Origin of the sequence: Microbacterium sp. PI-1 (genome assembly GCF_004337555.1) — a bacterium.
Lineage (GTDB): Bacteria > Actinomycetota > Actinomycetes > Actinomycetales > Microbacteriaceae > Microbacterium > Microbacterium aurugineum.
Window position 1 is genome coordinate 139734 of the sequence record NZ_SJYZ01000004.1, and the last position, 18886, is coordinate 158619.

An 18886-nucleotide genomic window follows, 5' to 3' on the forward strand; every position below is an offset into this window, starting at 1 on the left:
CTCAGCGCGGCAGCCGCGGAACCGCGTCGACGAGCGCTCGCGTGTACGGGTCCTGCGGGTCGTGCAGGACGGCCGAAGTGGCACCCTGCTCGACGACGCGACCGTTCTGCAGCACGAGCGTGCGGTCGCACGCCGAGGCGATCGCGGTGAGGTCGTGCGACACCATCACGAGCGACAGGCCGTTCTCGCGGCGCAAGCGATCGAGCAGCTCGAGCACCTGCACGCGCGTCGTCACGTCGAGCGCGCTGACGGGCTCATCGGCGAGAAGCACGCGCGGGCGGGAGACCACGGCGCGGGCGATCGCGATGCGCTGACGCTGCCCGCCGGAGAACTCGTGCGGATAGCGGCGGGCGGTGTCAGCGGGAAGTCCGACGGAGTCCAGGGCCTCGGCGATGCGGCGTTGCGCGTCGGCGCCGGCGCCGGATGCCAGGCCGAGCGAGCGGAGTGGTTCGCCGACGATCCGGTCGATGCGCTGGCGAGGGTCGAGCGACGAGTACGGGTCTTGGAACACCGGCTGCACACTCGCGCGGAACCGTCGCATCTGTGCGCGGTCGCGCAGGGCGAGCGGGGCGCCCTCGAACAGCACCCGTCCGTCGCGCGGAGCATCGAGCCCGAGCATCAGCCGCAGGATCGTGGACTTGCCCGCCCCCGACTCGCCGACGAGGCCCAACGAGTCGCCCTCGTCGATGCGCAGCGACACGTCGTGGAGAACGCGGCGCGATCCATAGGCGAAGCCGGCTCCGCGCACTTCGAGCAGCGTCATCGTCCGACCTCCCCGGCATCGAGGAAGGCATCGAGCGCGCGGGCGCTGTCGACCAGCATCCGCGTGTACGGCTCGGCCGGCTCCTGCAGCACCTGCGCCACCGCGCCCGCTTCCACGACGAGTCCGTCGCGCAGCACCACGATCCGGTCCACCATGCGCGAGACCACGGCCAGGTCATGGCTGATGAACAGCAGCGCCATGCCCCGCTCGTCGACCAGGCGTTCGAGCAACGTGAGCACGCCGTCCTGCACGGTCACGTCGAGTGCGGTGGTCGGCTCGTCGGCGATGAGCAGTTGCGGGCGGGCCGCGAGGGCGATGGCGATGGCGACGCGCTGACGCTGACCACCCGAGAGCTCATGCGGGTAGGCGCGCGCGATGCGGGCGTCGGAGAGGGAGACCTCGTCGAGGGCCGTGGCGACGGCGCTGTTCAGCTCCGCCCCGCGCAGACCGAGGTGGCGCCGCAGCGGTTCGGCGATCTGTCGTCCCACCCGCATCAGGGGGTCGAGCGCGGTGAGCGGTTCCTGGAACACGATCTGCGCGACGGGTCCGCGCAGCGGGCGGAGGTCGGCGTCGCGAGCGTCGATCACCTGGTGGCCGTCGAGCAGCACCGAGCCCGACGCGCGGAGGGCATCCGGCAGCAGCCCGGTCACGGCCATCGAGGTCAGCGACTTGCCCGAGCCGGACTCGCCGATCAGCCCCAGGCGCTCCCCCGCCCCGAGGGAGAAAGAGACATCGCGCACGAGCGTGCCGGCGCCGGAGCGGACCGTGAGGCCGGAGACGTCGAGGAGGCTCATCGGCTCCTCCTTCGGGCCGGGTCGGCGAGGTCGCGCAGACCATCGGCGAGGAAGTTCACACCGAGCACGAGTGCGATGATCGCGACTCCGGGAGCGATGGCACCGACGGGTGCGGTGAGCACGGTGCCCTGCGCCTCCTGCAGCATCCGTCCCCACGAAGCGTTGGGCGGCGGTGCGCCGAGCCCGAGGTACGACAGGCTCGCCTCGGCCAGCACGGCGGCACCGAACTGCAGCGCCAGGCTCACGGCGAGGGTGGGTGCGATGTTCGGCAGCACGTGTTGGAACACGATCCCGAGCACGCCGGTGCCGCTCGTGCGCGCGGCGGTGATGTACTGCTCCTGCAGCACGCGGCGCGCGAGGATACGCGTGAGTCGCGCCACGATCGCCGACATCGCCAGACCGATCGCGAGCACCGCAGACCACAGCGATGCTCCCTGCACCGCGACGACCAGCATCGCCAGCAGCAGCACGGGGAACGCGATCACCACGTCGAGACCTGCGGAGAGGGTGTCGTCGACCCAGGGGCGGGCGAACGCGGCGAGAAGGCCGATGATCGTCCCGAGGACCGCGGCGATCGCGACCGCGCCCGTGCCGACGATGAGCGCGATCCGTGCGCCCCACATCAACTGCGAGAACAGGTCGCGGCCGAGTCGATCGGTGCCGAGGAGGTGCTGTGCGCTCGGGCCCTCGAGCCGGCCTCCACTGGTGTCGGCGAGCGGATAGGGCAGCCAGAACAGGGAGACCAGCGCGATCAGCACGATGACGCCGGTGAGGACGATCCCGATCACCAGGGTCGCCTTCGGTCGCCGGCGCACGGGTACGGAGGCGGTGATCAGCTGTTCGGCGACGCGGCTCATCGGTTCCCCGAAACGCTCGTGCGCAGGCGCGGATCGATCAGACGCTGCACGATGTCGGCGGCGAACCCGACCAGCAGCACGAAGAGCGTGCTGACGACGAGGACGCCCTGGATCACCTGGAAGTCGTGCTGCTCGATGGCCGAGAGCAGCAGGCTGCCGAGCCCGGGAAGTGTGAAGACGCTCTCGACGACCACCGCCCCGAGGAGCGTCGTCGACAGCTCGATGCCGAGGACCGCGACCACGGGCACCGCCCCGTTGCGCACGCCGTGCCGGAGCAGCGCTTCCCCCATGCGGGAACCGCCGGCGCGCGCCGTGCGCAGGTAGTCGCTTCCGAGCACGTCGAGTGTCGCCGAGCGGACGTAGCGGCTGAGAGAGGCGCTCATGACGATCACGATGGTGAGAATAGGCAGCGCGAGCGAACGGAGCGCATCCGCCGGATCCTCCCAGTCCTTCCGGGGGAACCCGCCGGAAGGCAGCACGCCGAGACCGAGCGCGAACACCCAGACGAGCACGACGCCGACCCAGAACACGGGGACGGCGACGCCGAGCTGCGCGAACCCCGACAGCGCGATCCCGTACCAGCGGTCGGACTTGACGGCCGCGGTGATACCGATCACGAGTGAGACGAGGAGCGCGATGGTGAAGGCGATGAGCGTGAGCGGGAGCGTCACGGCGAGGCGATCGGCGATGTCAGGTCCGACCGGACGGGAGCTCAGGAACGATTCACCGAGATCGAAGCGGAGCAGCTGACCCGCCCAGGTGGTGAACTGCTGCAGCAGGGGCTGGTCCGAGCCGACCTGGGCGCGCGCGGCGGCGATCTGCTCGGGGGTGGCGTTCACCGAGAGCAGCGCGTTGGCCGGGTCGCCGGGGAGAAGGCGCAGCAGCACGAAGATCGCGACCATCGCGACGACGAGCGACACCGCGAGGAACGCGAGGCGGCGCAGGAGGTAGGCGAGCATGGCTTCTCAGGATGACGTGGGGGATGCCGACGCGCGGCATCCCCCACGCACGTCAGGACTTGACGATGTCGTAGGCGAAGAACTGCGAGTTCAGGCCGTTGACCGGGTACCCGCTGAGGTCGCTCGAGGCGACCACGATCTGCGGGTACAGGTACAACCATACGCTCGCGGCATCGGCGGCGATCTTCTCGTTGACCTTCTTGAGAAGAGCGGTCTGTTCGTCGGTCGTCGCGGCCTGCTCGGCGTCGGCGACCCACTGCTGCACGTCGGCGTCGTCGTAGCCCCAGTAGAAGTCGGGGTTGCCGTACCAGACCACGTCGCGGTCGTTCACGTGCTCCTGCAGCGTGGCCTCGAAGTCCTGCTCCTTGAAGACCTTCGTGTACCACTCGTCGGCGCTGATCGTGTTGATCTCGACCGTGATGCCGACCTCGGCGAGCTGCGACTGCAGGAACTCCGCCACCGCGGGGTGAGGGTCGTAGCTCGGGGTGTCGAGCGTGAACGTGAAACCGTCGGCGTAGCCCGCCTCCGCGAGCAGCTTCTTCGAGAGGTCGACGTCGTAGGGGTTGACCTGCGTGAGGTCCTCGTACCAGGGATCGGTGGGTGGCACCATCGAACCGATCAGCGTGCCGTAGTCACCCCAGATCGATTCGAGCAGCTTCTTCGTGTCGATCGCGGAGTAGACCGCCTTGCGCACGCGTGTGTCGTCGAAGGGCGCGACGCGGTCGTTGAAGGCGAGCAGCTCCTTCGTGGTGGAGGTGCCCTCGCTCACGACATAGTCGTCGGAGTCGAACTGCGTCAGCGAGTCCGGGTTCTGCACGCTGGTGATGACGTCGATCTCACCCGTGAGGAGCGCGTTGTTCTCGGCCGTCGCGTCGGTGAAGTACGTGTAGACGACCTCGCCGTTCTTGGCGGGCTCGCCCCAGTAGTCGTCCCAGCGCTGGAGGGTGAGGGTCGAACCCTTCTTCCACTCGTCGAGCGTGTAGGGGCCGGTGCCGTCCTCCGTGCTCGTGATGTCGCCGGCCTCGTCGTTCACGATCCAGACGTAGCTGAGGTTGTAGAGGAACGAGATCGACCGCTGCGACAGCGTGAACACGACGGTGCTGTCGTCGGGGGTGGCGATGTCGGCGATCGTCGTGAAGCTCGACTTGCGGGCCGACACGGAATCTTCGGCGGTGACGGCCTCGATGCTCGACTTCACGTCGGCGGAGGTGAGCGGGTCGCCCGAGTGGAAGGTCACGTCGTCGCGGAGCGTGATCGTGTAGGTCAGGCCGTCGTCGGACACCTGGGCGTCCTCGGCGAGAAGAGGTTCGACCTCACCGTCATCCGTCAGCCGGTACAGCCCCTCGTACACGTTGCCGGTCAGCGCCTCGGTCACGCCTTGCCCGCCGCCCTGCGTGTTGCTCAGGTTGGTCGGCTCGTACAGCGACCCGATGAAGATCGTGGCGTCTTCGCTCGCGGTGGCGTCGCTCGTGCCCGACGCGCAGCCGGCCACGAGCGCGAGCGTGGCGACGGCGCCGAGCGCGCCGAGGATGCGGGTTCTTCTCATGAGTGCTCCAGGGTGAGAGTGTGCGGCGTCACGCCGCGTAGATGTCGAAGCCGTCGCGGAACACGACGTTCTTCTCGCCTGCTCGGATGGGCAGGGGGAAGCGGTTGGATGCCGGCGGCAGCGGGCAGTTGTACTGGGCGCTGAAACCGCACGGCGGCACGAACGCGCGGTTGAAGTCGAGGACCACCGAGCCCTCGTCATCCCGCAGCTGCACGAACAGGAAGCGTCCGGATCCGTAGGTCTCCGCGCCGTTCGTCTCGTCGCCGAAGACGAGCAGCAGCGTGCCGCCGTCGTCGAACGCGGCCAGGGTGTACTCCTGGCCCGCGAGCTCGAGGCGGATGTCGCCCGGCACGACCAGGTCGCGGGTGCCACCATTGTCGCGGATGTGCTCGAACGACACGCGGCGGTCGCCGGAGACCGGGGTGAAGTGCCCTTCGAGCACCCAGGCCGGGTCGTACTCGTAGGTGTCGATGCGGTCGAAGGCGCGGATGGCGGGGGCATCGGCGTCCCAGACGCGCAGCCCATGCTCGGCCTCACCGGTCTCGATGTTCGTGCGCTCGATCGGTGTCACCGTGACCGTGTCGGCCGCGGCGCGCAGTTCGGCCTCGAGGTCGGGGCGTTCGCCGGTCCAACGGGTCTCGATCAGGGCGAGGTTGCCGGTCGCCGAGGTGACGGCGGCGCGGCGCTCGGCCTGCCAGTGGGTGTGTTCTTCGCGTTCAGGCATCACTTTCAATTCTCTTGCATGGAGAAGGCGGCGGGGTCGGCCTCGTCACCCGGGGTAACGCTGGGGGACGCACTCTCCATTCCGAGGACCCCTGTACGGGTATCTGCCGTACACTCTCCTCATGAGTACTTCCACCACGCCGCTGAAGAGCGCCCGCCTGGAATTCCGAGTCACGGCCGACCAGAAGGAGACGATCGAAGAGGCAGCCGCTATCGAGGGCCGCACCGTGACGGACTTCTCGGCATCGGTGCTGGTGGAGCGGGCGCAGGAGGTCATCGAACGCGAACGTCGATTGCGCGTCGATGCTGTCCGGTTCGATGCCTTCATCGAGGTCATGGAACGCCCGCCTCGCACCGTCGAGGGTCTGCGAGAGCTGCTGAGACGGGAATCCGTCTTCGTTGACTGAGTTCCGCACACCCCGGCCTCTCGCGGCCGGCGACAAGCTGTCCGATTTCCGCTGTGGGGAGGAGAGTCTCGACAGCTGGTTGCGAGGACGGGCCCGCTCGAACGAGAAGAGCGGTGCTTCCCGCACGATGGTCTCGGTGACGCGGGAGGGGAGGGTCGCGGGGTACTACTGCCTCTCGTCGAGTGCGCTGGACCGTGGCGACGGACCTCCGCCCCTCGCGGTCGGAATGCCCGTCTCCGTTCCCATCGTGCTGCTCGGTCGCCTCGCCGTCGACCGCGAGTACGCAGGACGCGGCCTCGGCGTCTCCCTCCTGCAGCACGCGACCATGCGTGCGCTCGAAGCCGCAGACGCCATCGGAGTGCGTGCCATCCTGGTGCACGCGATCAACGATGAGGTCGTGCCGTTCTACGAGCGCTTCGGTTTCGAACGGTTCCCCGGAGCGCAGCGCTCGCTGTTCCTCCTCGCCCAGGATGCCAGGGCGACGCTGTCGGCGTGACCGACCTCAGCCGCTCACGCCGTCGAGCATCGCCTTCGACGCGCGCGTCTGGGCGCGCAGCGCTGCGGCGAGGGCGGAGACGGCGGGCAGACGCAACGACTCCGGACGGGCGACCAGGTAGTACGGAAGCTTCTCGGCGAAGACCGTGGGCAGCAGTCGCACGAGGTCGGCATGGCGGTCGGCCGCGAAACAGGGGAGGAGCCCGACGCCGGCACCTGCGCGCGTCGCCTCCACGTGCACGAAGACATTGGTCGAGGTGAGGCCGTCCTGCATGCGGGGGACGAGTCGACGGGGCAGATCGAGGGCATCGACCTGCAGCATCGAGTCGACGAAGTAGACCAGGTGGTGCTGCTCCAAATCGGCGGCGGTGCTCGGTGTTCCGGCCCGAGCGAGGTAGTCGCGGGATGCGTACATGCCCAGCGTGTACGTGCCGAGCTTCACCGCGTGTGCGCGACGCGTCTGCGGAGCTCCCACCACCACTTCGAGATCGAGTCCGGCGCGATGCTCGGCAGCGCGCCGGGTCGCCGCGACGATCTCGACCGTGAGCCGCGGATGCGCGATGCGGAGGGCGGCGACCGCGGGAGCCGCGATGTAGGCGCTGAAGCCATCGGTGGCCGACATGCGGACGACTCCCGAGACCGGATCGGGGGTCTCGGCGCCGCTGTCGAGCTGAGACAGCGCGGCTTCGATACGGCCTCCCGTCTCCGCGGCGGATCGGCCGAGGTCGGTCAGCTCCCATCCCGTCGCGGACTGCGCGACCACGCGACCGCCGAGCACGTCCTCGAGGGCCGCGATGCGCCGGGCGACCGTCGTGTGGTCGAGGCCCAGATGCGTGGCGGCACTGGTGTAACGCCCGGTGCGCGCGACCGCGAGGAGCACGAGCAGATCGTCGGCACGGGGGCGCTTGGCGGCATCCATTCTGCAATTATGCACATGCGATGTGCAGCACTGGGCGTTGTTGCAAAGCCGCAGGTGCCTGACACTGGGACGCGGGTGTCACCGGCGACACCCGAAGGAGACAGACATGACATCCTCAGTGAGCGCGGCCCCCGCCGCCCCCTCGGCCCCGACCTCGAAGCTCAAGCGCGTCGTCGCGGCCTCGATGGCCGGCACGGTCGTGGAGTGGTACGAGTTCTTCCTCTACGCCACGGCCGCGAGCCTGGTCTTCGGCACCTACTTCTTCCCGGCCACCGGCTCCCCGCTCGACGGCATCATCGCCGCCTTCGTCACCTACGCGGTCGGTTTCATCGCCCGCCCGCTCGGTGGCATCGTCTTCGGGCAGATCGGTGACCGGTTCGGCCGCAAGCCCACGCTGCAGGCGACGATCATCATCGTGGGCGCGGCGACGTTCCTGATGGGGTGCCTGCCCGGGTTCCAGAGCATCGGCTACTGGGCCCCGGCGCTACTGGTCGCGCTGCGCTTCCTCCAGGGGTTCGCGGTCGGCGGTGAGTGGGGCGGCGCGGTGCTGCTCGTCGCCGAGCAGAGCCCTGACCGCTCCCGTTCCTTCTGGTCGAGCTGGCCGCAGGCCGCCGTGCCGGTGGGCAATCTGCTCGCCACGCTCGTGCTCCTCGTGAGCTCCTGGGTGATGACCTCCGACGCCTTCCTCGAGTGGGGGTGGCGCATCGCCTTCTGGCTGTCGGCCGTGATCGTCCTGGTCGGCTTCTACATCCGTCGTCACGTCGAGGAGGCGCCGATCTTCCTCGAAGCGAAGGCACAGGTCGAGGCGGAGAAGGCCACGTCCTACGGCGTCGTCGAGGTGCTGCGCCGCTACCCGAAGGGTCTCCTCCAGGCGATGGGACTCCGCTTCGCCGAGAACATCGTCTACTACATCGTGGTGAGCTTCACGATCGTGTATCTGAAGACGGTGCACGAGTACGACACGAGTCAGCTTCTGCTCGCTCTGCTCATCGCGCACGTGGTGCATTTCGCGATCATCCCGCAGCTCGGGCGTCTCGCCGATCGCTGGGGACGCAAGCCGGTATACCTGACCGGTGCGATCCTCAGCGCGACCTGGGCGTTCTTCGCCTTCCCGCTGTTCGACACCCTCAACCCGGTGCTGATCGTGCTCGCGGTGACGGTCGGGCTCTGCTTCCACGCGTTCATGTACGCGCCGCAGCCCGCGGTGATGGCCGAGCTCTTCCCGACCCGCATGCGCTATTCCGGCGTCTCGCTCGGATCCCAGGTCACGGCGATCCTCGCCGGATCGCTCGCACCGATCCTCGCGATCCAGTGGCTGCGCGACTTCGGCTCCTGGCTGCCGATCGCGATCTACATCGTCATCGCGTGCGTCGTCACCGCCGTCGCCGTGCTGTCGTTGCGGGAGACCAAGGGCATCTCGCTGCAGTCGATCGACGACGCGGACGCGGCGCGCACCGCCGCGGCCTGAACCACGGAGGAGCACGACATGACCGATCTGCACGGACGCAGGGCTCTCGTCACCGGCGGCGCGAGCGGGATCGGCGCGGCGTGCGCCCGAGCCTTCGCCACGGCGGGCGCGCGGGTCATCGTGGCCGATATCGATCGCACGGCGGCGGAGGCGCTCGCCGCGGAGATCGGGGGAGAGGCGTGGCACATCGATCTGTCGGATGTCGCAGCGCTGGCCGACGCGCACCTCGACGTCGACATCCTCGTCAACAACGCCGGCGTCCAGCACGTGAGCCCGATCGAGGACTTCGCGCCGGAGCGGTTCTCGTTCATCCTGCGCCTCATGCTCGAAGCGCCGTTCCTCCTCATCCGGGCCGCTCTGCCCGGGATGTACGAGCGGGGGTTCGGGCGGGTGATCAACGTGTCGAGCGTGCACGGCGTGCGCGCTTCCGCCTACAAGTCGGCCTATGTCGCGGCGAAGCACGGCCTGGAGGGCCTGTCGAAGGTGACGGCGCTGGAAGGCGGCACCCGCGGGGTGACGAGCAACTGCATCGATCCCGGCTACGTGCGCACGCCGCTCGTCGAGAAGCAGATCGCCGACCAGGCCCGGGTGCACGGCATCCCGGAGAGTGAGGTGCTCGAGACCGTGATGCTCACCGAGTCGGCGATCAAGCGGCTCGTCGAACCGCATGAGGTCGCGTCACTCGCACTCTGGCTCGCCGGCGATACCGCGGGCATGGTGACGGGCGCGAGCTACACGATGGACGGTGGCTGGTCGGCGCGGTGAGGTACGAGACGACCAACCCTGCGTGCGACCGCTCACCACGTGGTCGAGCGAGGGCTGCGACCGGTTGGCTCACCTGGATCAGGAATCAACCGGAGCCAGGATCCTCGCGGACGTTCCGGCGAAGCTCATACCAGAGCAGACTCGATGCGTCCGAGCCGCCCCAGGTGATCGGTGTGCGCGAGCGAAGAGACCAGCCGCGTTCGCGGTAGAGGCGTTGGGCGTGGTGGCCGTTATCCGCCACTGCGAGGAGCGCCAGTTCCGCATCACCATGGGCCGTGGCCACATCAAGCAATAGCGCTCCGATCCCGCGGCCATTGACCGAAGGTGCGACAAAGAGCCGTTCGACGGTCACCACCCTCGCGTCGTCGTCCGATATCGTCGCGGCGACGTGCCCAACCACCCGACCGTCGATCTCCGCAACCCACGCGGACTCAACTTCCGCGAGCCAGCTCTCGGCATCCGCGGGCCAGTTGACCGGGTACGAATCCCGCAGGTGAACTGCGCGGAGGACCTCGGCGCATTCGGCCATGTCACTCGAAACACGCGGACGGATGATCGGTCCACGGGCGTCGGCTTGCAGATTCATCGATCTTTCTGACACGCTGACAACCCTCTTCGCAACATGTATAGCAGCGTACGACGATCGAGCTTCCTCCTCGAAGAAGGGGGTGGGTCCTCGAGGAAACCTCTACACGATGGACGGCGGCTGGTCAGCTCCTGGCGGCGATCTCGGCGTGCACCGCGCGGCGGAGCCACTCGGCGTAGCGCTCACTCGTCCACCCCGACTGCGTGACCAGCTGCTGGTAGCTTTCGGGGGAGAGCAGGAACGACAGGGCATCGGCGACTGCGGAGTCGTCGATGTCCGGTGAGGCGAGGTCGCGGCGGCGCAGTTCCGAAACCAGCCCCCGGTAGTCCGCGCTGCGGTGCTCGAGGATCCGGCGGAGCGCTTCGTCGACGACGGGATCCGACAGCGCAGCCCCCAGCAGCACCGTCCACAAGCCGTGTCCGCGCGCGTTCGCGGTCGTGATCTGCGTCAGCACGGTATCGAGGAAGACGTCGTCCGGCAGGTCCAAGAGTCCGTTCGCGACTTCGGTGTCGGCGAGCGTCTCCGCTCCTTCCGAGCCGGAGAAGGTGACCTCGAAAGCGGCGATGAGCAGCTCGGCTTTCGATGCCGTCGTCTTCACGGTCTCGGCCGAGACCCCTGCCTCGCGTGCGATCGCGGCGATCGTGGTCGCCTGGTAGCCCTGCGTGGCGAACAGGCGGGCGGATGCGGAGACGATGCGCTCGCGGGTCTCCAGCGCCTGGCGTGCACGCAACTCGGATCGATAGGCGCGGGGAGCGATCTCAACCATTGACTTTCCTGTCGGTGTTATGAATACTACGACGGTACATTCAATCTTAGCGAAAGGGCTCGGCATGTCCAGCTACCTCCTCACCTGCACACCGGCTCACGGTCATGTCCTGTCGCTGTTGCAGGTCGCGCGCCACCTCCTCTCCCGCGGCCACGAGGTGAGCTTCCTCACGAGCAGCCGCTACGCCGAGCGGGTGGCCGATGCAGGCGCACGCTTCCTCGCTCTGCCTGCCGAGGCGGACGTCGACCTCGACGACGCCGACGGCTCGTTCCCGGAGCGCGCGGGACTCACCGGCCCCGCCGCGCTGCGGTTCGACATGAGCACTCTCTTCGTGCGTCCTGGCGCGGCGCAGCTCGCTGCCGTCCAGGCCGAGCTCGACGCCCACCCGGTCGATGCCGTCCTCACGGAGCCGCTCTTCGTCGGGGGTGCTCTCCTGCAGCTGATGCCCGTCCACGAACGGCCGCCGGTCGTCGTCCTCGGCATCTTCCCGCTCGGAGTGCGCAGCAGGGACACGGCGCCGTTCGGCCTCGGGGCCGCGCCCATCCCGGGGCCGTTCGGTCGCCTCCGCAACGCCGCCCTGCGTGTGATCGCCGAGAGAGCGATCTTCGGGGGCGTGCAGAAGGAGGCCGACGAGATGGCGCGCCGCACGGTCGGCCGTGAGCTCGGCGGTTTCGTGCTCGACTGGGCCGGCCGCGCAGACGCCTACGTGCAGTTCACCGTGCCCGAGTTCGAGTACCCGCGCACCGACCTGCCCGCGACCGTGCACTTCGCGGGACCGTTGCCGGCCGTGACGTCGACGGCGGGCGTGCCGGAGTGGTGGCCCGATCTCGGTGGATCCCGTCCCGTGGTGCATGTCACCCAGGGCACGATCGCCAACTCCGACTTCGGGCAGCTCGTCCTCCCGACGATCACGGCGCTCGCGGGCTCCGATGTCCTCGTGGTGGTGACCACGGGCGGACGACCGGTCGACGCCCTGGGGATCACGCTGCCGGACAACGTGCGCGTGGCGGAGTATCTGCCCTACGACCGCCTGCTCCCGCTGGTCGACGTGCTGGTCACCAACGGTGGCTACGGCGGCGTCCAGCAGGCGCTCGCCCACGGGATCCCGCTCGTGGTCGCGGGCCAGACCGAAGACAAGGTCGAGGTGTCGGCGCGCGTCGGGTGGTCGGGTGCCGGGGTGAACCTGCGCACGACCAACGCGACGCCGGTTCAGGTCTCCCGTGCCGTGGAGCGTGTCCTGTCGGAGCCCGCTTTCCGTGCGAACGCGGAACGCATCGGCGCCGCCATGCGCGATGCCGATGCAGGACGCGCGCTCGATCGCGTCCTGGCCGAAGTCTCGGCGGGGAGGGGGCAGTCGCGTCGAGACGTGCGACGGTGAGGGGCGCGCCGACGCGGACGGTGTCAGCCGTTGAGACGCTCAGTAAGGTGCACGGTCACGTCATCGCCGTCGGTCTTGCCGATGCGCTTGCGGATGGCGGCCGAGACGGGGAGCTTGTGCGTCCCGTCACCGAGAGCCATGAACGCCCCGCGAAAGGGCTCGCCGTCGACGGTGCCGACGACCTTGACGAGACCGCGGGTGCCGAAGATCGTCGCCGAGCCGTCGAGCTGGACGCAGGTCCAGGTGTCTCCCTCGCGCACCTTGCCGAGCGTGGCCGTGAAGGTGATGTCGAGTGGGGTGGTGGTCATGTCTCTCTCCGTTCTGGATCAGAGGAACGATCCGACGATCGCGCCGATGATGGTGAGTTTGAGGATCCAGTCGAGCAGGTGGATTCCAGCCGCGGGCAGTGCGGTGTTCTCGTGTACGACGCCACCCATCAGCAGCACCAGGGGGAGGGCGCACAGCGACAGACCCAGGAGGGCTCCGCTTCCGGCGCCGTGCCACTCGGCTGCGAGCATCAGGCCTGCCACGAGGCACGAGACGATGAGGCTCCGCAGGACGACGGAGGCCATCTGCGCGGCCATCGGGAGGCCGGGGCGAGGAGTGCTCGTCCTCGAGATGACTGCGGCCACCGGGGGCATGGCGTAGAGCACGGCACTGGCGATGAACGAGGCCACCGTGGCGAGGGAGATTGCGAGGACGATCATGTCCGGCTCCTTTAGTACTTGATGGTACTCAATGTAGGTCGACCCGACGGTACTGTCAAGTACTAAACTTGACTCATGACTGCGACGACTCGTGCACCCGGACGCCCGGCCGGTCGCACCGGGGACGCCTTGCTCGACACCGCCCGCGAGGTCTTCCTCGAGTACGGCTACGCCGGAGCCTCGATGGATGAGGTGGCGAAACGGGCGCGCATCTCCAAGGCCTCGCTCTATCGGGAGCACTCCTCCAAGTCCGCGCTGTACGCCGCTGCCGTTCGGCAGTGGGCGCGCGCCGGCAGGGATGCCATGACGCCCGCACTCGAGGAGCTCACGGCGAGCCAGGACCTGAGGCAGGGTCTCGTGTCCCTCGGGGAGACCATGCGGGCGGGGATCCTGAGTCCTCCCGTGGTCGCGATGCGCCGCCTGGTGATCGCCGAGGCGGCCGCGCAGCCCGACGTGGCGCGGGACTATCTGGCACAGAGCTGGGACACGAACATCCATGACCTCGCGAAGGCGCTGGCGCACCTGGCGGACGTCCACGGGCTGCGGGTCGACGATGCCGACGCGCTCGCGAGCGAGTTCACCTGGCTGGTGGTGGGGGCACCGCTGAACGCGGCGCTTCTGGGCGTCGAGCGCGACCCGCCGCCGGTCGCGAGAGCCGTCGATCTCTTCCTCACCGGTTCGCTGCGCTGACGCCTCGAAGAAAGCGCATTCCGACGCATGGATGCAACGTGTTGCAACCTCTCGCGGTATACCATTTCGGTATACGCCCAGCAGCGTCAGTCCCCAGCTGACCGTGGGCGGGGCGGCTCAGCCGCCATGCGGAGGGAGAGTCGATCTTCTTTCGATCCCGAGGGGGGATGGGGTGGGAGTTCGGTCCCCAGCCGGCACCCACCCCCACACTCGGTTCTGCGTCAGATGATCCGGCTCACGATCCAGAACGCGATGAACCCGATCACGATGATGATCGGCACCCAGGTTCCGCCGCGCTTCAGACGCCGCCCCTGCGGTGCGACGCCCGGCGGCGGTGTGAGCAGGCCCGCGGGTGGTGCGAAGGGGAGTGCGTGGTTCGGCGGAGCGGCGGATGCCGTGGCCCCCGGATTCTCCGCGATCAGCCGGTCATCACGCCACCGCGCCCACTGATCGAACTTGGTCAGCAGCGCGCCGACCACGCCGAACAGCCAGGCCCAGGTGGCGGGATCGAGGGTCGATACCTTGCGCTGCGTGTAGAGGAACAGCCAGTCGTCGACGATCTCGACGTCGAGCTGGGCGGCGTTGTCGATGAACCGCGCCATGATGTCGGGCGTGAACAGGTACAGGGCATCGCGCTCGTACCCGGCGGGACAGTACAGGGTGAAGTGCTGGTCGAAGTCGCCCTCGAGCGACAAGCGTTGCGCCTTCTGGAACGACGCGGGCAGGTTCGACCCGAAACCGTTGTTCCCCTTGGCGTCGAGGACGATGTTCGGCAGTGGCACGTCGAGCTTCACGGCGACGTAGCCCCAGCGGTAGGTCGTCGAGTTCTTCCCCGACTGCACCGTGTACTGGTAGTTGCCGAACTCGACGAAACGTGGCCGGGTGCCCCGGATCAGATCGGTCGACTGGCGCGCGCGGCCGAGACTGAAGATCATGCCGGGAAGAGGCGGATCGACGATCTTCGGCTCGTACGACATGCCGTTCGCCCGGGCGAAGCGATCGAGTCGGTACCGCGTCGCCTGGGCGTTGCGCACGCTCAGCCAGATCATGACCCCCACTGCCGCGAGCAGGAGCAGGATGAGCACCAGCGGGATGGCGGCGGTAGCGGGAGAGCCGCCGAAGGACGCGAGCGCCAGCACCACGCTCACGAAGATCGGGATCATCACGACCGCGGCGATCACCGCCACCGCGGTGCCGATGACGGTGGACGCCGACATGCCTGCAGTGCGGCGGGAACGGAGCTCCGCGGCGAACGCGCGCACCGATGCTGCGTCGACCGGCTCGGTGAGCGGCCGCGGGTCGAAGCTCAGCTGCGGCGGGGTCACCGGTTCACCGTGTCGGCATCCCACGTGAGCGCGGCACCCTCGGGGATCGGCAGGGCCTCCAGGCGTTCGTCCGCGCAGATCGCGTCGATCAGGGCGGACGAGCCGGCGACGATCGTCGAATCGAAGTCGACCTCGCTCACCAGGACCCACGAGCGGTCTTCCGGCCACAGCATGCTCGGGCTCTGGGCCGACAGCAGGAATCCGTGCTCCTCGGCCGCGTGATCGCGCCAGGGTACATGCAGGATCCAGTCCGGGTCGGCGAAGGCGCGCGGGGCGGCGGAGAACAGCACGTGGCCCCGGTCGGTCAGCTGAAGGCGTGGCCCCTCGGAGATCTCGCGAGACAGGATGCCCTCCTGCCACGTGGGCTTGCGGAAGACGTTGTTGAACGGATCGTTCGTGCTGCGATCGAGCATCGCCTGATGGTTCGGGTCGTCCGAGAAGGTCAGGAACGTCCGAGAAGGCGACATGCCGACGAACCCGAGCAGGCCGCCTCGTCCCTCCCAGAGCGCTGCGACCCCGGCGTCAGGGGTCTGCGTGTGATCGGCGAGATGTTCGGCGACGGCCGCCACGAGATCCGGGTCGAGCTCCCCCTCGATCGGGGCCGAGAACTCGCGGCCGTCGGGGGCGATCCTGACGCCCCAGTCGCCATCCGCGGGCGTGCGCACGATCCGTTGCCACTGCGCGAGCGGATGCAGGACCGTGCCGAACGCGGCCGCCGTCTGCGCCCAGGTGACGGGCTCATCCACGAACCGGGCGACGAGGGCCTGATGCTCCGCCTCGGGCATCCGCACCAGTTCCTCGGCCGTCGGCACCGCGCGATCCGGCAGGGTCCGGGCGATGGCGGGATGCAGCACCCGGGCGTAGGCGGCATAGCCGCGGGGGACCACCCCGTGCATCGTCTCGTGACCTGCGTCGAGCCGCTCGCGCAGCCATGCCCCCGCCGAGGGATCGGAAATCCACTCCATGCCACCACGCTACCCGGGGGCAGTGCCTCCGATGCTCGCACGGACGACTCGTGGCGGGATCCCCCATAATCGAGGGTGTGACTGCGACTGCAACCCTCCCCTCCCTCGACGGCCGCCGCTTCCGGATGATCTCGTCCACCACCTCGGCGGTCGACCCGGAATCTCCGAGCATCTTCGAGTACTTCGAGCGCGACGGCGCGATCTGGGGCGGGTACGAGGGTGACACGGTCACGTTCGGCAAGTTCGTGGGCACCCGCACCGGTGACACGATCTGGGTGTCGTTCGTGCACGTGCTCAAGGCCGACGGCACGGTCGTGACCGGAGACGGCGAGAGCGAGCTCGAGCTCACCGACGACGGTGGCATCCGTCTGGTCGAGCACTACGAGATGCACGGACTCCCGCAGCTGAGCGTGTGCGAGGAGATCGCAGCCTGACGTCGAGCCGGCCTCAGCGCGGCGGCAACGTGTCGCGTCCGGGTGAGGCCGGTGTCCAGCGCGTCATCCCGAGCGGGATCTCGGTGTCGCGCTCGGGCAGGTCTCCCGGCAGCAGATAGGGCCGGCGGATCACCTCGTCGAGCACGACGACGCTGACGACCGTTCGCACCTCGGGAAGCTGCGCGATCACCCCGGTCGAGAATTCGTGCACGCCGCTGACGTCGACCGCGCGGATCAGCAGCATGGCATCGTGCTCGCCGGTCGTGATGGCGCACCACTCCACGTCGGGCATCTCAAGTACCCGCTCGCGGAACGACGCCCAGGCCTGGGGCATCACGGTGACGAACACCAGCGCTCCGATCGAGAGCCCCGCCTTCGCCTGATCGACACGCGCCGTGAATCCCGTGATGACGCCGTCGTGCACCAGCGACTCGACCCGGGTGTAGGCGTTCGCGCGCGATATTCCGATCTTCTCGGCGAGCGCCGCGATCGAGACGCGACCGTTATCCCGGAGGACTTCGAGGATTCTGTATGCCGTCTCGTCCAAAGGGGCAGCACTTCGTCCAGAATGCTTCGAGTGTTCCGCATCCTTGCTGGACATATTGTTCCTCACGGTCGAGGTTCTGGACAGAGCGTGTCGAGGTGACCCACTCTTGCTGGACACATCGTCGCATATGATGCGAATCTGATCCACGGTCGTCCACATCGGTGGCGACTCACCCGAATGTACTCCTCGCCTCTGGAGGCCCTCATGTCGTCACGCCGTATCACGCCGGTCATCGCGCTCGGAGCCGTCGCGCTCCTCGCGCTCGCAGGATGCTCGGGAGGGAACTCCGCCAACAACGGCGACAACTCCTCCGGCTCCGACTCCCTCGTCATCGACACCGCGTTCTCGATCGAGACCACCGACCCGGGTCACACCTACGACCCGACCGGCAACATGATCGCGAAGGCACTGTACGAGACCCTCGTCGACTTCGAGGGCTCCGATGTCTCGACCCCCGTTCCCGGGCTCGCCTCGTGGGAGCAGAACGACGAGGCCACCGAGTTCACGTTCACGCTCGAGGGCGACCGCGTCTTCTCCGACGGCTCGCCGATCGAGGCCAAGGACGTCGTCTTCTCGCTGCAGCGCATCCAGGGCATGGAAGACGCCAAGCCGAACTTCCTCCTCGGCGGCCTGACCATCACCGAGGTCGACGACAAGACGATCCGCTTCACCTCCGAGACCCCGCTGTTGCAGCTGCCCGCGATCCTCGCGAACCCCGCCCTGGGCATCGTCAACTCCGATGTCGTGCTCGAGAACGGCGGCGCCACCGACGGCACCGACTCGGCGCAGAAGTTCCTCGACGGTGCCTCCGCGGGCTCCGGGCCCTTCGTGCTCGACACCCTCGACCTCAGCTCGCAGGTCGTGCTGACGAAGAACGACGAGTACAACGGCGACGAGGCATCGGACTACAAGCGCGTGGTCGTGCGCAACGTGTCGGAGAGCGCCACCCAGCTCGCCAACCTCAAGGGCGGCGACTCCATGGTCGCGATGGACCTGAACGGCGACCAGGTGGCCGGTCTCGGCGACGGCATCACGGTCGACTCGGTCCCCTCCGGCCAGACGATCTTCCTGTTGCTGAACCAGTCCGAAGCGGTCGCCGGTGACCTGGCGAACGTCAAGATCGCCGAGGCCATCCGCTACGCACTCGACTACGACGCGCTGCTGGAGCTGGCCGGCGCCGGATCCGTGCAGGCGACCGGTGTCATCCCGCCCGGATTCGAGGGCGCACTCGACAGCGGCGTGGAGCAGGACCTCGACAAGAGCGCGGCCGCACTCGAAGAAGCCGGCTACACCGGGCAGACGCTGAAGCTGCAGTTCCCGAACGACTACCCGGTCGGCGGCGTGGAGTTCACGCCGCTCGCCGAGCGCATCCAGGCGCAGCTCAAGGACGCCGGCATCACGGTCGACCTCGCCCCCGCGCCGTTCGCGACCGAGCTCGACGCCTACGTCAACGGCACCGAGGGCTTCGGCCTCTGGTTCTGGGGCCCCGACTACGCGGACTCCGCGAACTTCCTGCCGTTCGGTCCGGGGCTGAAGGTCGGCCTGCGTGCCGGCTGGGCCGCAGAGGCCAACCCGGAGATCGCCGGGATCGCCGCCGGTGCCGCTGCCGCGACCGACGCCGACCAGCGCACGGCCGCCTTCACGGAGTTCGCCGAGGCCATGCAGGCCGAGGGTCCGTTCGTCCCGATGATCGTCCCCGGTCGCAACATCTCCTCCGCCGACAGCGTGAAGGGCGCCGTGTACAACTCCGTGTGGGAGATGGACATCGCCGAGATCACGCCGGCCGGCTGAG

22 protein-coding genes are annotated in these 18886 nt (G+C 68.5%); 8 read left to right on the forward strand and 14 right to left on the reverse strand.

Going from position 1 to position 18886, the window contains the following annotated elements:
* Window position 1: 1 nt before the first annotated feature.
* Genes E0W80_RS05900 through E0W80_RS05925 form a run of 6 tightly spaced genes read right to left on the reverse strand, consistent with a single transcriptional unit; the run spans window position 2 to window position 5643 of the window.
* Entirely contained in the window at window positions 2-763 is a 762-nt protein-coding gene (locus E0W80_RS05900; RefSeq protein WP_131491682.1) for an ATP-binding cassette domain-containing protein, read from the reverse strand.
* Window positions 760-1557, reverse strand: coding sequence for an ABC transporter ATP-binding protein (locus tag E0W80_RS05905; protein ID WP_131491683.1), 798 nt, complete (start codon window positions 1555-1557; stop codon window positions 760-762). The genes E0W80_RS05900 and E0W80_RS05905 overlap by 4 nt, the downstream gene beginning before the upstream one ends.
* On the reverse strand, window positions 1554-2414 hold the full coding sequence (locus E0W80_RS05910) for an ABC transporter permease (protein ID WP_131491684.1): 861 nt from the start codon (window positions 2412-2414) through the stop codon (window positions 1554-1556). Before E0W80_RS05910 ends, E0W80_RS05905 begins: the two co-directional genes overlap by 4 nt.
* Window positions 2411-3373, reverse strand: coding sequence for an ABC transporter permease (locus E0W80_RS05915; RefSeq protein ID WP_131491685.1), 963 nt, complete (start codon window positions 3371-3373; stop codon window positions 2411-2413). The genes E0W80_RS05910 and E0W80_RS05915 overlap by 4 nt, the downstream gene beginning before the upstream one ends.
* A 52-nt stretch (window positions 3374-3425) precedes the next feature.
* Window positions 3426-4919 carry an ABC transporter substrate-binding protein gene (locus E0W80_RS05920; RefSeq protein WP_131491686.1) on the reverse strand — a complete coding sequence of 498 codons (1494 nt, stop codon included), beginning with the start codon at window positions 4917-4919 and terminating at the stop codon, window positions 3426-3428.
* A 28-nt stretch (window positions 4920-4947) separates the two neighbouring features.
* A complete protein-coding gene (locus E0W80_RS05925) occupies window positions 4948-5643 on the reverse strand; it encodes a DUF1684 domain-containing protein (protein ID WP_131491687.1) in 696 nt (231 codons plus the stop codon).
* Window positions 5644-5764: 121 nt separating this feature from the next.
* Here E0W80_RS05925 and E0W80_RS05930 point away from each other — a divergent pair, with 121 nt between their 5' ends.
* A complete protein-coding gene (locus E0W80_RS05930; RefSeq protein ID WP_047521454.1) occupies window positions 5765-6049 on the forward strand; it encodes a DUF1778 domain-containing protein in 285 nt (94 codons plus the stop codon).
* A complete protein-coding gene (locus E0W80_RS05935; RefSeq protein ID WP_131491688.1) occupies window positions 6042-6545 on the forward strand; it encodes a GNAT family N-acetyltransferase in 504 nt (167 codons plus the stop codon). The genes E0W80_RS05930 and E0W80_RS05935 overlap by 8 nt, the downstream gene beginning before the upstream one ends.
* A gap of 6 nt (window positions 6546-6551) precedes the next feature.
* On the opposite strand, the gene E0W80_RS05940 is transcribed toward E0W80_RS05935, so the two are convergent.
* Window positions 6552-7463, reverse strand: a complete 912-nt coding sequence (locus E0W80_RS05940; RefSeq protein WP_131491689.1) for a LysR family transcriptional regulator — start codon at window positions 7461-7463, stop codon at window positions 6552-6554.
* 106 nt (window positions 7464-7569) lie between these two features.
* Between E0W80_RS05940 and E0W80_RS05945 the strand changes: the two genes are divergently transcribed.
* Both E0W80_RS05945 and E0W80_RS05950 read left to right on the forward strand, forming a co-directional pair.
* A complete protein-coding gene (locus E0W80_RS05945) occupies window positions 7570-8931 on the forward strand; it encodes an MFS transporter (protein ID WP_131491690.1) in 1362 nt (453 codons plus the stop codon).
* 18 nt (window positions 8932-8949) lie between these two features.
* The gene (locus E0W80_RS05950; protein WP_131491691.1) at window positions 8950-9696 is read left to right on the forward strand and encodes a 3-hydroxybutyrate dehydrogenase; all 747 of its coding nucleotides are present in this window, start codon (window positions 8950-8952) and stop codon (window positions 9694-9696) included.
* 85 nt (window positions 9697-9781) lie between these two features.
* Here the strand turns inward: E0W80_RS05950 and E0W80_RS05955 are convergent, their stop codons facing one another.
* Window positions 9782-10282, reverse strand: coding sequence for a GNAT family N-acetyltransferase (locus tag E0W80_RS05955; protein WP_131491692.1), 501 nt, complete (start codon window positions 10280-10282; stop codon window positions 9782-9784).
* Window positions 10283-10406: 124 nt separating this feature from the next.
* Window positions 10407-11048, reverse strand: a complete 642-nt coding sequence (locus tag E0W80_RS05960) for a TetR/AcrR family transcriptional regulator (RefSeq protein ID WP_131491693.1) — start codon at window positions 11046-11048, stop codon at window positions 10407-10409.
* A 64-nt stretch (window positions 11049-11112) separates the two neighbouring features.
* On the opposite strand from E0W80_RS05960, the gene E0W80_RS05965 reads away from it, so the two are divergent.
* Window positions 11113-12426, forward strand: a complete 1314-nt coding sequence (locus E0W80_RS05965) for a glycosyltransferase (protein WP_131491694.1) — start codon at window positions 11113-11115, stop codon at window positions 12424-12426.
* Between the two features lie 23 nt (window positions 12427-12449).
* Here the strand turns inward: E0W80_RS05965 and E0W80_RS05970 are convergent, their stop codons facing one another.
* The gene (locus E0W80_RS05970; RefSeq protein ID WP_131491695.1) at window positions 12450-12734 is read right to left on the reverse strand and encodes a DUF1905 domain-containing protein; all 285 of its coding nucleotides are present in this window, start codon (window positions 12732-12734) and stop codon (window positions 12450-12452) included.
* Between the two features lie 18 nt (window positions 12735-12752).
* The gene (locus tag E0W80_RS05975) at window positions 12753-13133 is read right to left on the reverse strand and encodes a DUF1761 domain-containing protein (protein ID WP_131491696.1); all 381 of its coding nucleotides are present in this window, start codon (window positions 13131-13133) and stop codon (window positions 12753-12755) included.
* A 75-nt stretch (window positions 13134-13208) separates the two neighbouring features.
* Here E0W80_RS05975 and E0W80_RS05980 point away from each other — a divergent pair, with 75 nt between their 5' ends.
* On the forward strand, window positions 13209-13823 hold the full coding sequence (locus tag E0W80_RS05980) for a TetR/AcrR family transcriptional regulator (protein ID WP_131491697.1): 615 nt from the start codon (window positions 13209-13211) through the stop codon (window positions 13821-13823).
* A gap of 221 nt (window positions 13824-14044) precedes the next feature.
* Here the strand turns inward: E0W80_RS05980 and E0W80_RS05985 are convergent, their stop codons facing one another.
* The gene (locus E0W80_RS05985) at window positions 14045-15148 is read right to left on the reverse strand and encodes a hypothetical protein (RefSeq protein WP_131491698.1); all 1104 of its coding nucleotides are present in this window, start codon (window positions 15146-15148) and stop codon (window positions 14045-14047) included.
* Window positions 15145-16113 (reverse strand): hypothetical protein, encoded by a 969-nt coding sequence (locus E0W80_RS05990; RefSeq protein WP_131491699.1) that lies wholly within the window; start codon window positions 16111-16113, stop codon window positions 15145-15147. The genes E0W80_RS05985 and E0W80_RS05990 overlap by 4 nt, the downstream gene beginning before the upstream one ends.
* A 77-nt stretch (window positions 16114-16190) precedes the next feature.
* Between E0W80_RS05990 and E0W80_RS05995 the strand changes: the two genes are divergently transcribed.
* On the forward strand, window positions 16191-16547 hold the full coding sequence (locus E0W80_RS05995) for a hypothetical protein (RefSeq protein WP_226533924.1): 357 nt from the start codon (window positions 16191-16193) through the stop codon (window positions 16545-16547).
* A 13-nt stretch (window positions 16548-16560) separates the two neighbouring features.
* Here the strand turns inward: E0W80_RS05995 and E0W80_RS06000 are convergent, their stop codons facing one another.
* Window positions 16561-17094, reverse strand: coding sequence for an Lrp/AsnC family transcriptional regulator (locus E0W80_RS06000; protein ID WP_047523975.1), 534 nt, complete (start codon window positions 17092-17094; stop codon window positions 16561-16563).
* Between the two features lie 204 nt (window positions 17095-17298).
* On the opposite strand from E0W80_RS06000, the gene E0W80_RS06005 reads away from it, so the two are divergent.
* The gene (locus E0W80_RS06005; protein ID WP_131491700.1) at window positions 17299-18885 is read left to right on the forward strand and encodes an ABC transporter substrate-binding protein; all 1587 of its coding nucleotides are present in this window, start codon (window positions 17299-17301) and stop codon (window positions 18883-18885) included.
* Window position 18886 lies beyond the last annotated feature (1 nt).

Coding starts and splice junctions, on each gene's coding strand:
- E0W80_RS05940 (WP_131491689.1), bottom strand. CDS start 7,463: ATGGATGCCGCCAAGCGCCCCCGTGCCGACGATCTGCTCGTGCTCCTC.
- E0W80_RS05975 (WP_131491696.1), bottom strand. CDS start 13,133: ATGATCGTCCTCGCAATCTCCCTCGCCACGGTGGCCTCGTTCATCGCC.
- E0W80_RS05945 (WP_131491690.1), top strand. CDS start 7,570: ATGACATCCTCAGTGAGCGCGGCCCCCGCCGCCCCCTCGGCCCCGACC.
- E0W80_RS05930 (WP_047521454.1), top strand. CDS start 5,765: ATGAGTACTTCCACCACGCCGCTGAAGAGCGCCCGCCTGGAATTCCGA.
- E0W80_RS05970 (WP_131491695.1), bottom strand. CDS start 12,734: ATGACCACCACCCCACTCGACATCACCTTCACGGCCACGCTCGGCAAG.
- E0W80_RS05955 (WP_131491692.1), bottom strand. CDS start 10,282: ATGAATCTGCAAGCCGACGCCCGTGGACCGATCATCCGTCCGCGTGTT.
- E0W80_RS05915 (WP_131491685.1), bottom strand. CDS start 3,373: ATGCTCGCCTACCTCCTGCGCCGCCTCGCGTTCCTCGCGGTGTCGCTC.
- E0W80_RS05905 (WP_131491683.1), bottom strand. CDS start 1,557: ATGAGCCTCCTCGACGTCTCCGGCCTCACGGTCCGCTCCGGCGCCGGC.
- E0W80_RS05910 (WP_131491684.1), bottom strand. CDS start 2,414: ATGAGCCGCGTCGCCGAACAGCTGATCACCGCCTCCGTACCCGTGCGC.
- E0W80_RS05980 (WP_131491697.1), top strand. CDS start 13,209: ATGACTGCGACGACTCGTGCACCCGGACGCCCGGCCGGTCGCACCGGG.
- E0W80_RS05900 (WP_131491682.1), bottom strand. CDS start 763: ATGACGCTGCTCGAAGTGCGCGGAGCCGGCTTCGCCTATGGATCGCGC.
- E0W80_RS05925 (WP_131491687.1), bottom strand. CDS start 5,643: ATGCCTGAACGCGAAGAACACACCCACTGGCAGGCCGAGCGCCGCGCC.
- E0W80_RS05950 (WP_131491691.1), top strand. CDS start 8,950: ATGACCGATCTGCACGGACGCAGGGCTCTCGTCACCGGCGGCGCGAGC.
- E0W80_RS05920 (WP_131491686.1), bottom strand. CDS start 4,919: ATGAGAAGAACCCGCATCCTCGGCGCGCTCGGCGCCGTCGCCACGCTC.
- E0W80_RS06005 (WP_131491700.1), top strand. CDS start 17,299: ATGTCGTCACGCCGTATCACGCCGGTCATCGCGCTCGGAGCCGTCGCG.
- E0W80_RS05960 (WP_131491693.1), bottom strand. CDS start 11,048: ATGGTTGAGATCGCTCCCCGCGCCTATCGATCCGAGTTGCGTGCACGC.
- E0W80_RS05990 (WP_131491699.1), bottom strand. CDS start 16,113: ATGGAGTGGATTTCCGATCCCTCGGCGGGGGCATGGCTGCGCGAGCGG.
- E0W80_RS05965 (WP_131491694.1), top strand. CDS start 11,113: ATGTCCAGCTACCTCCTCACCTGCACACCGGCTCACGGTCATGTCCTG.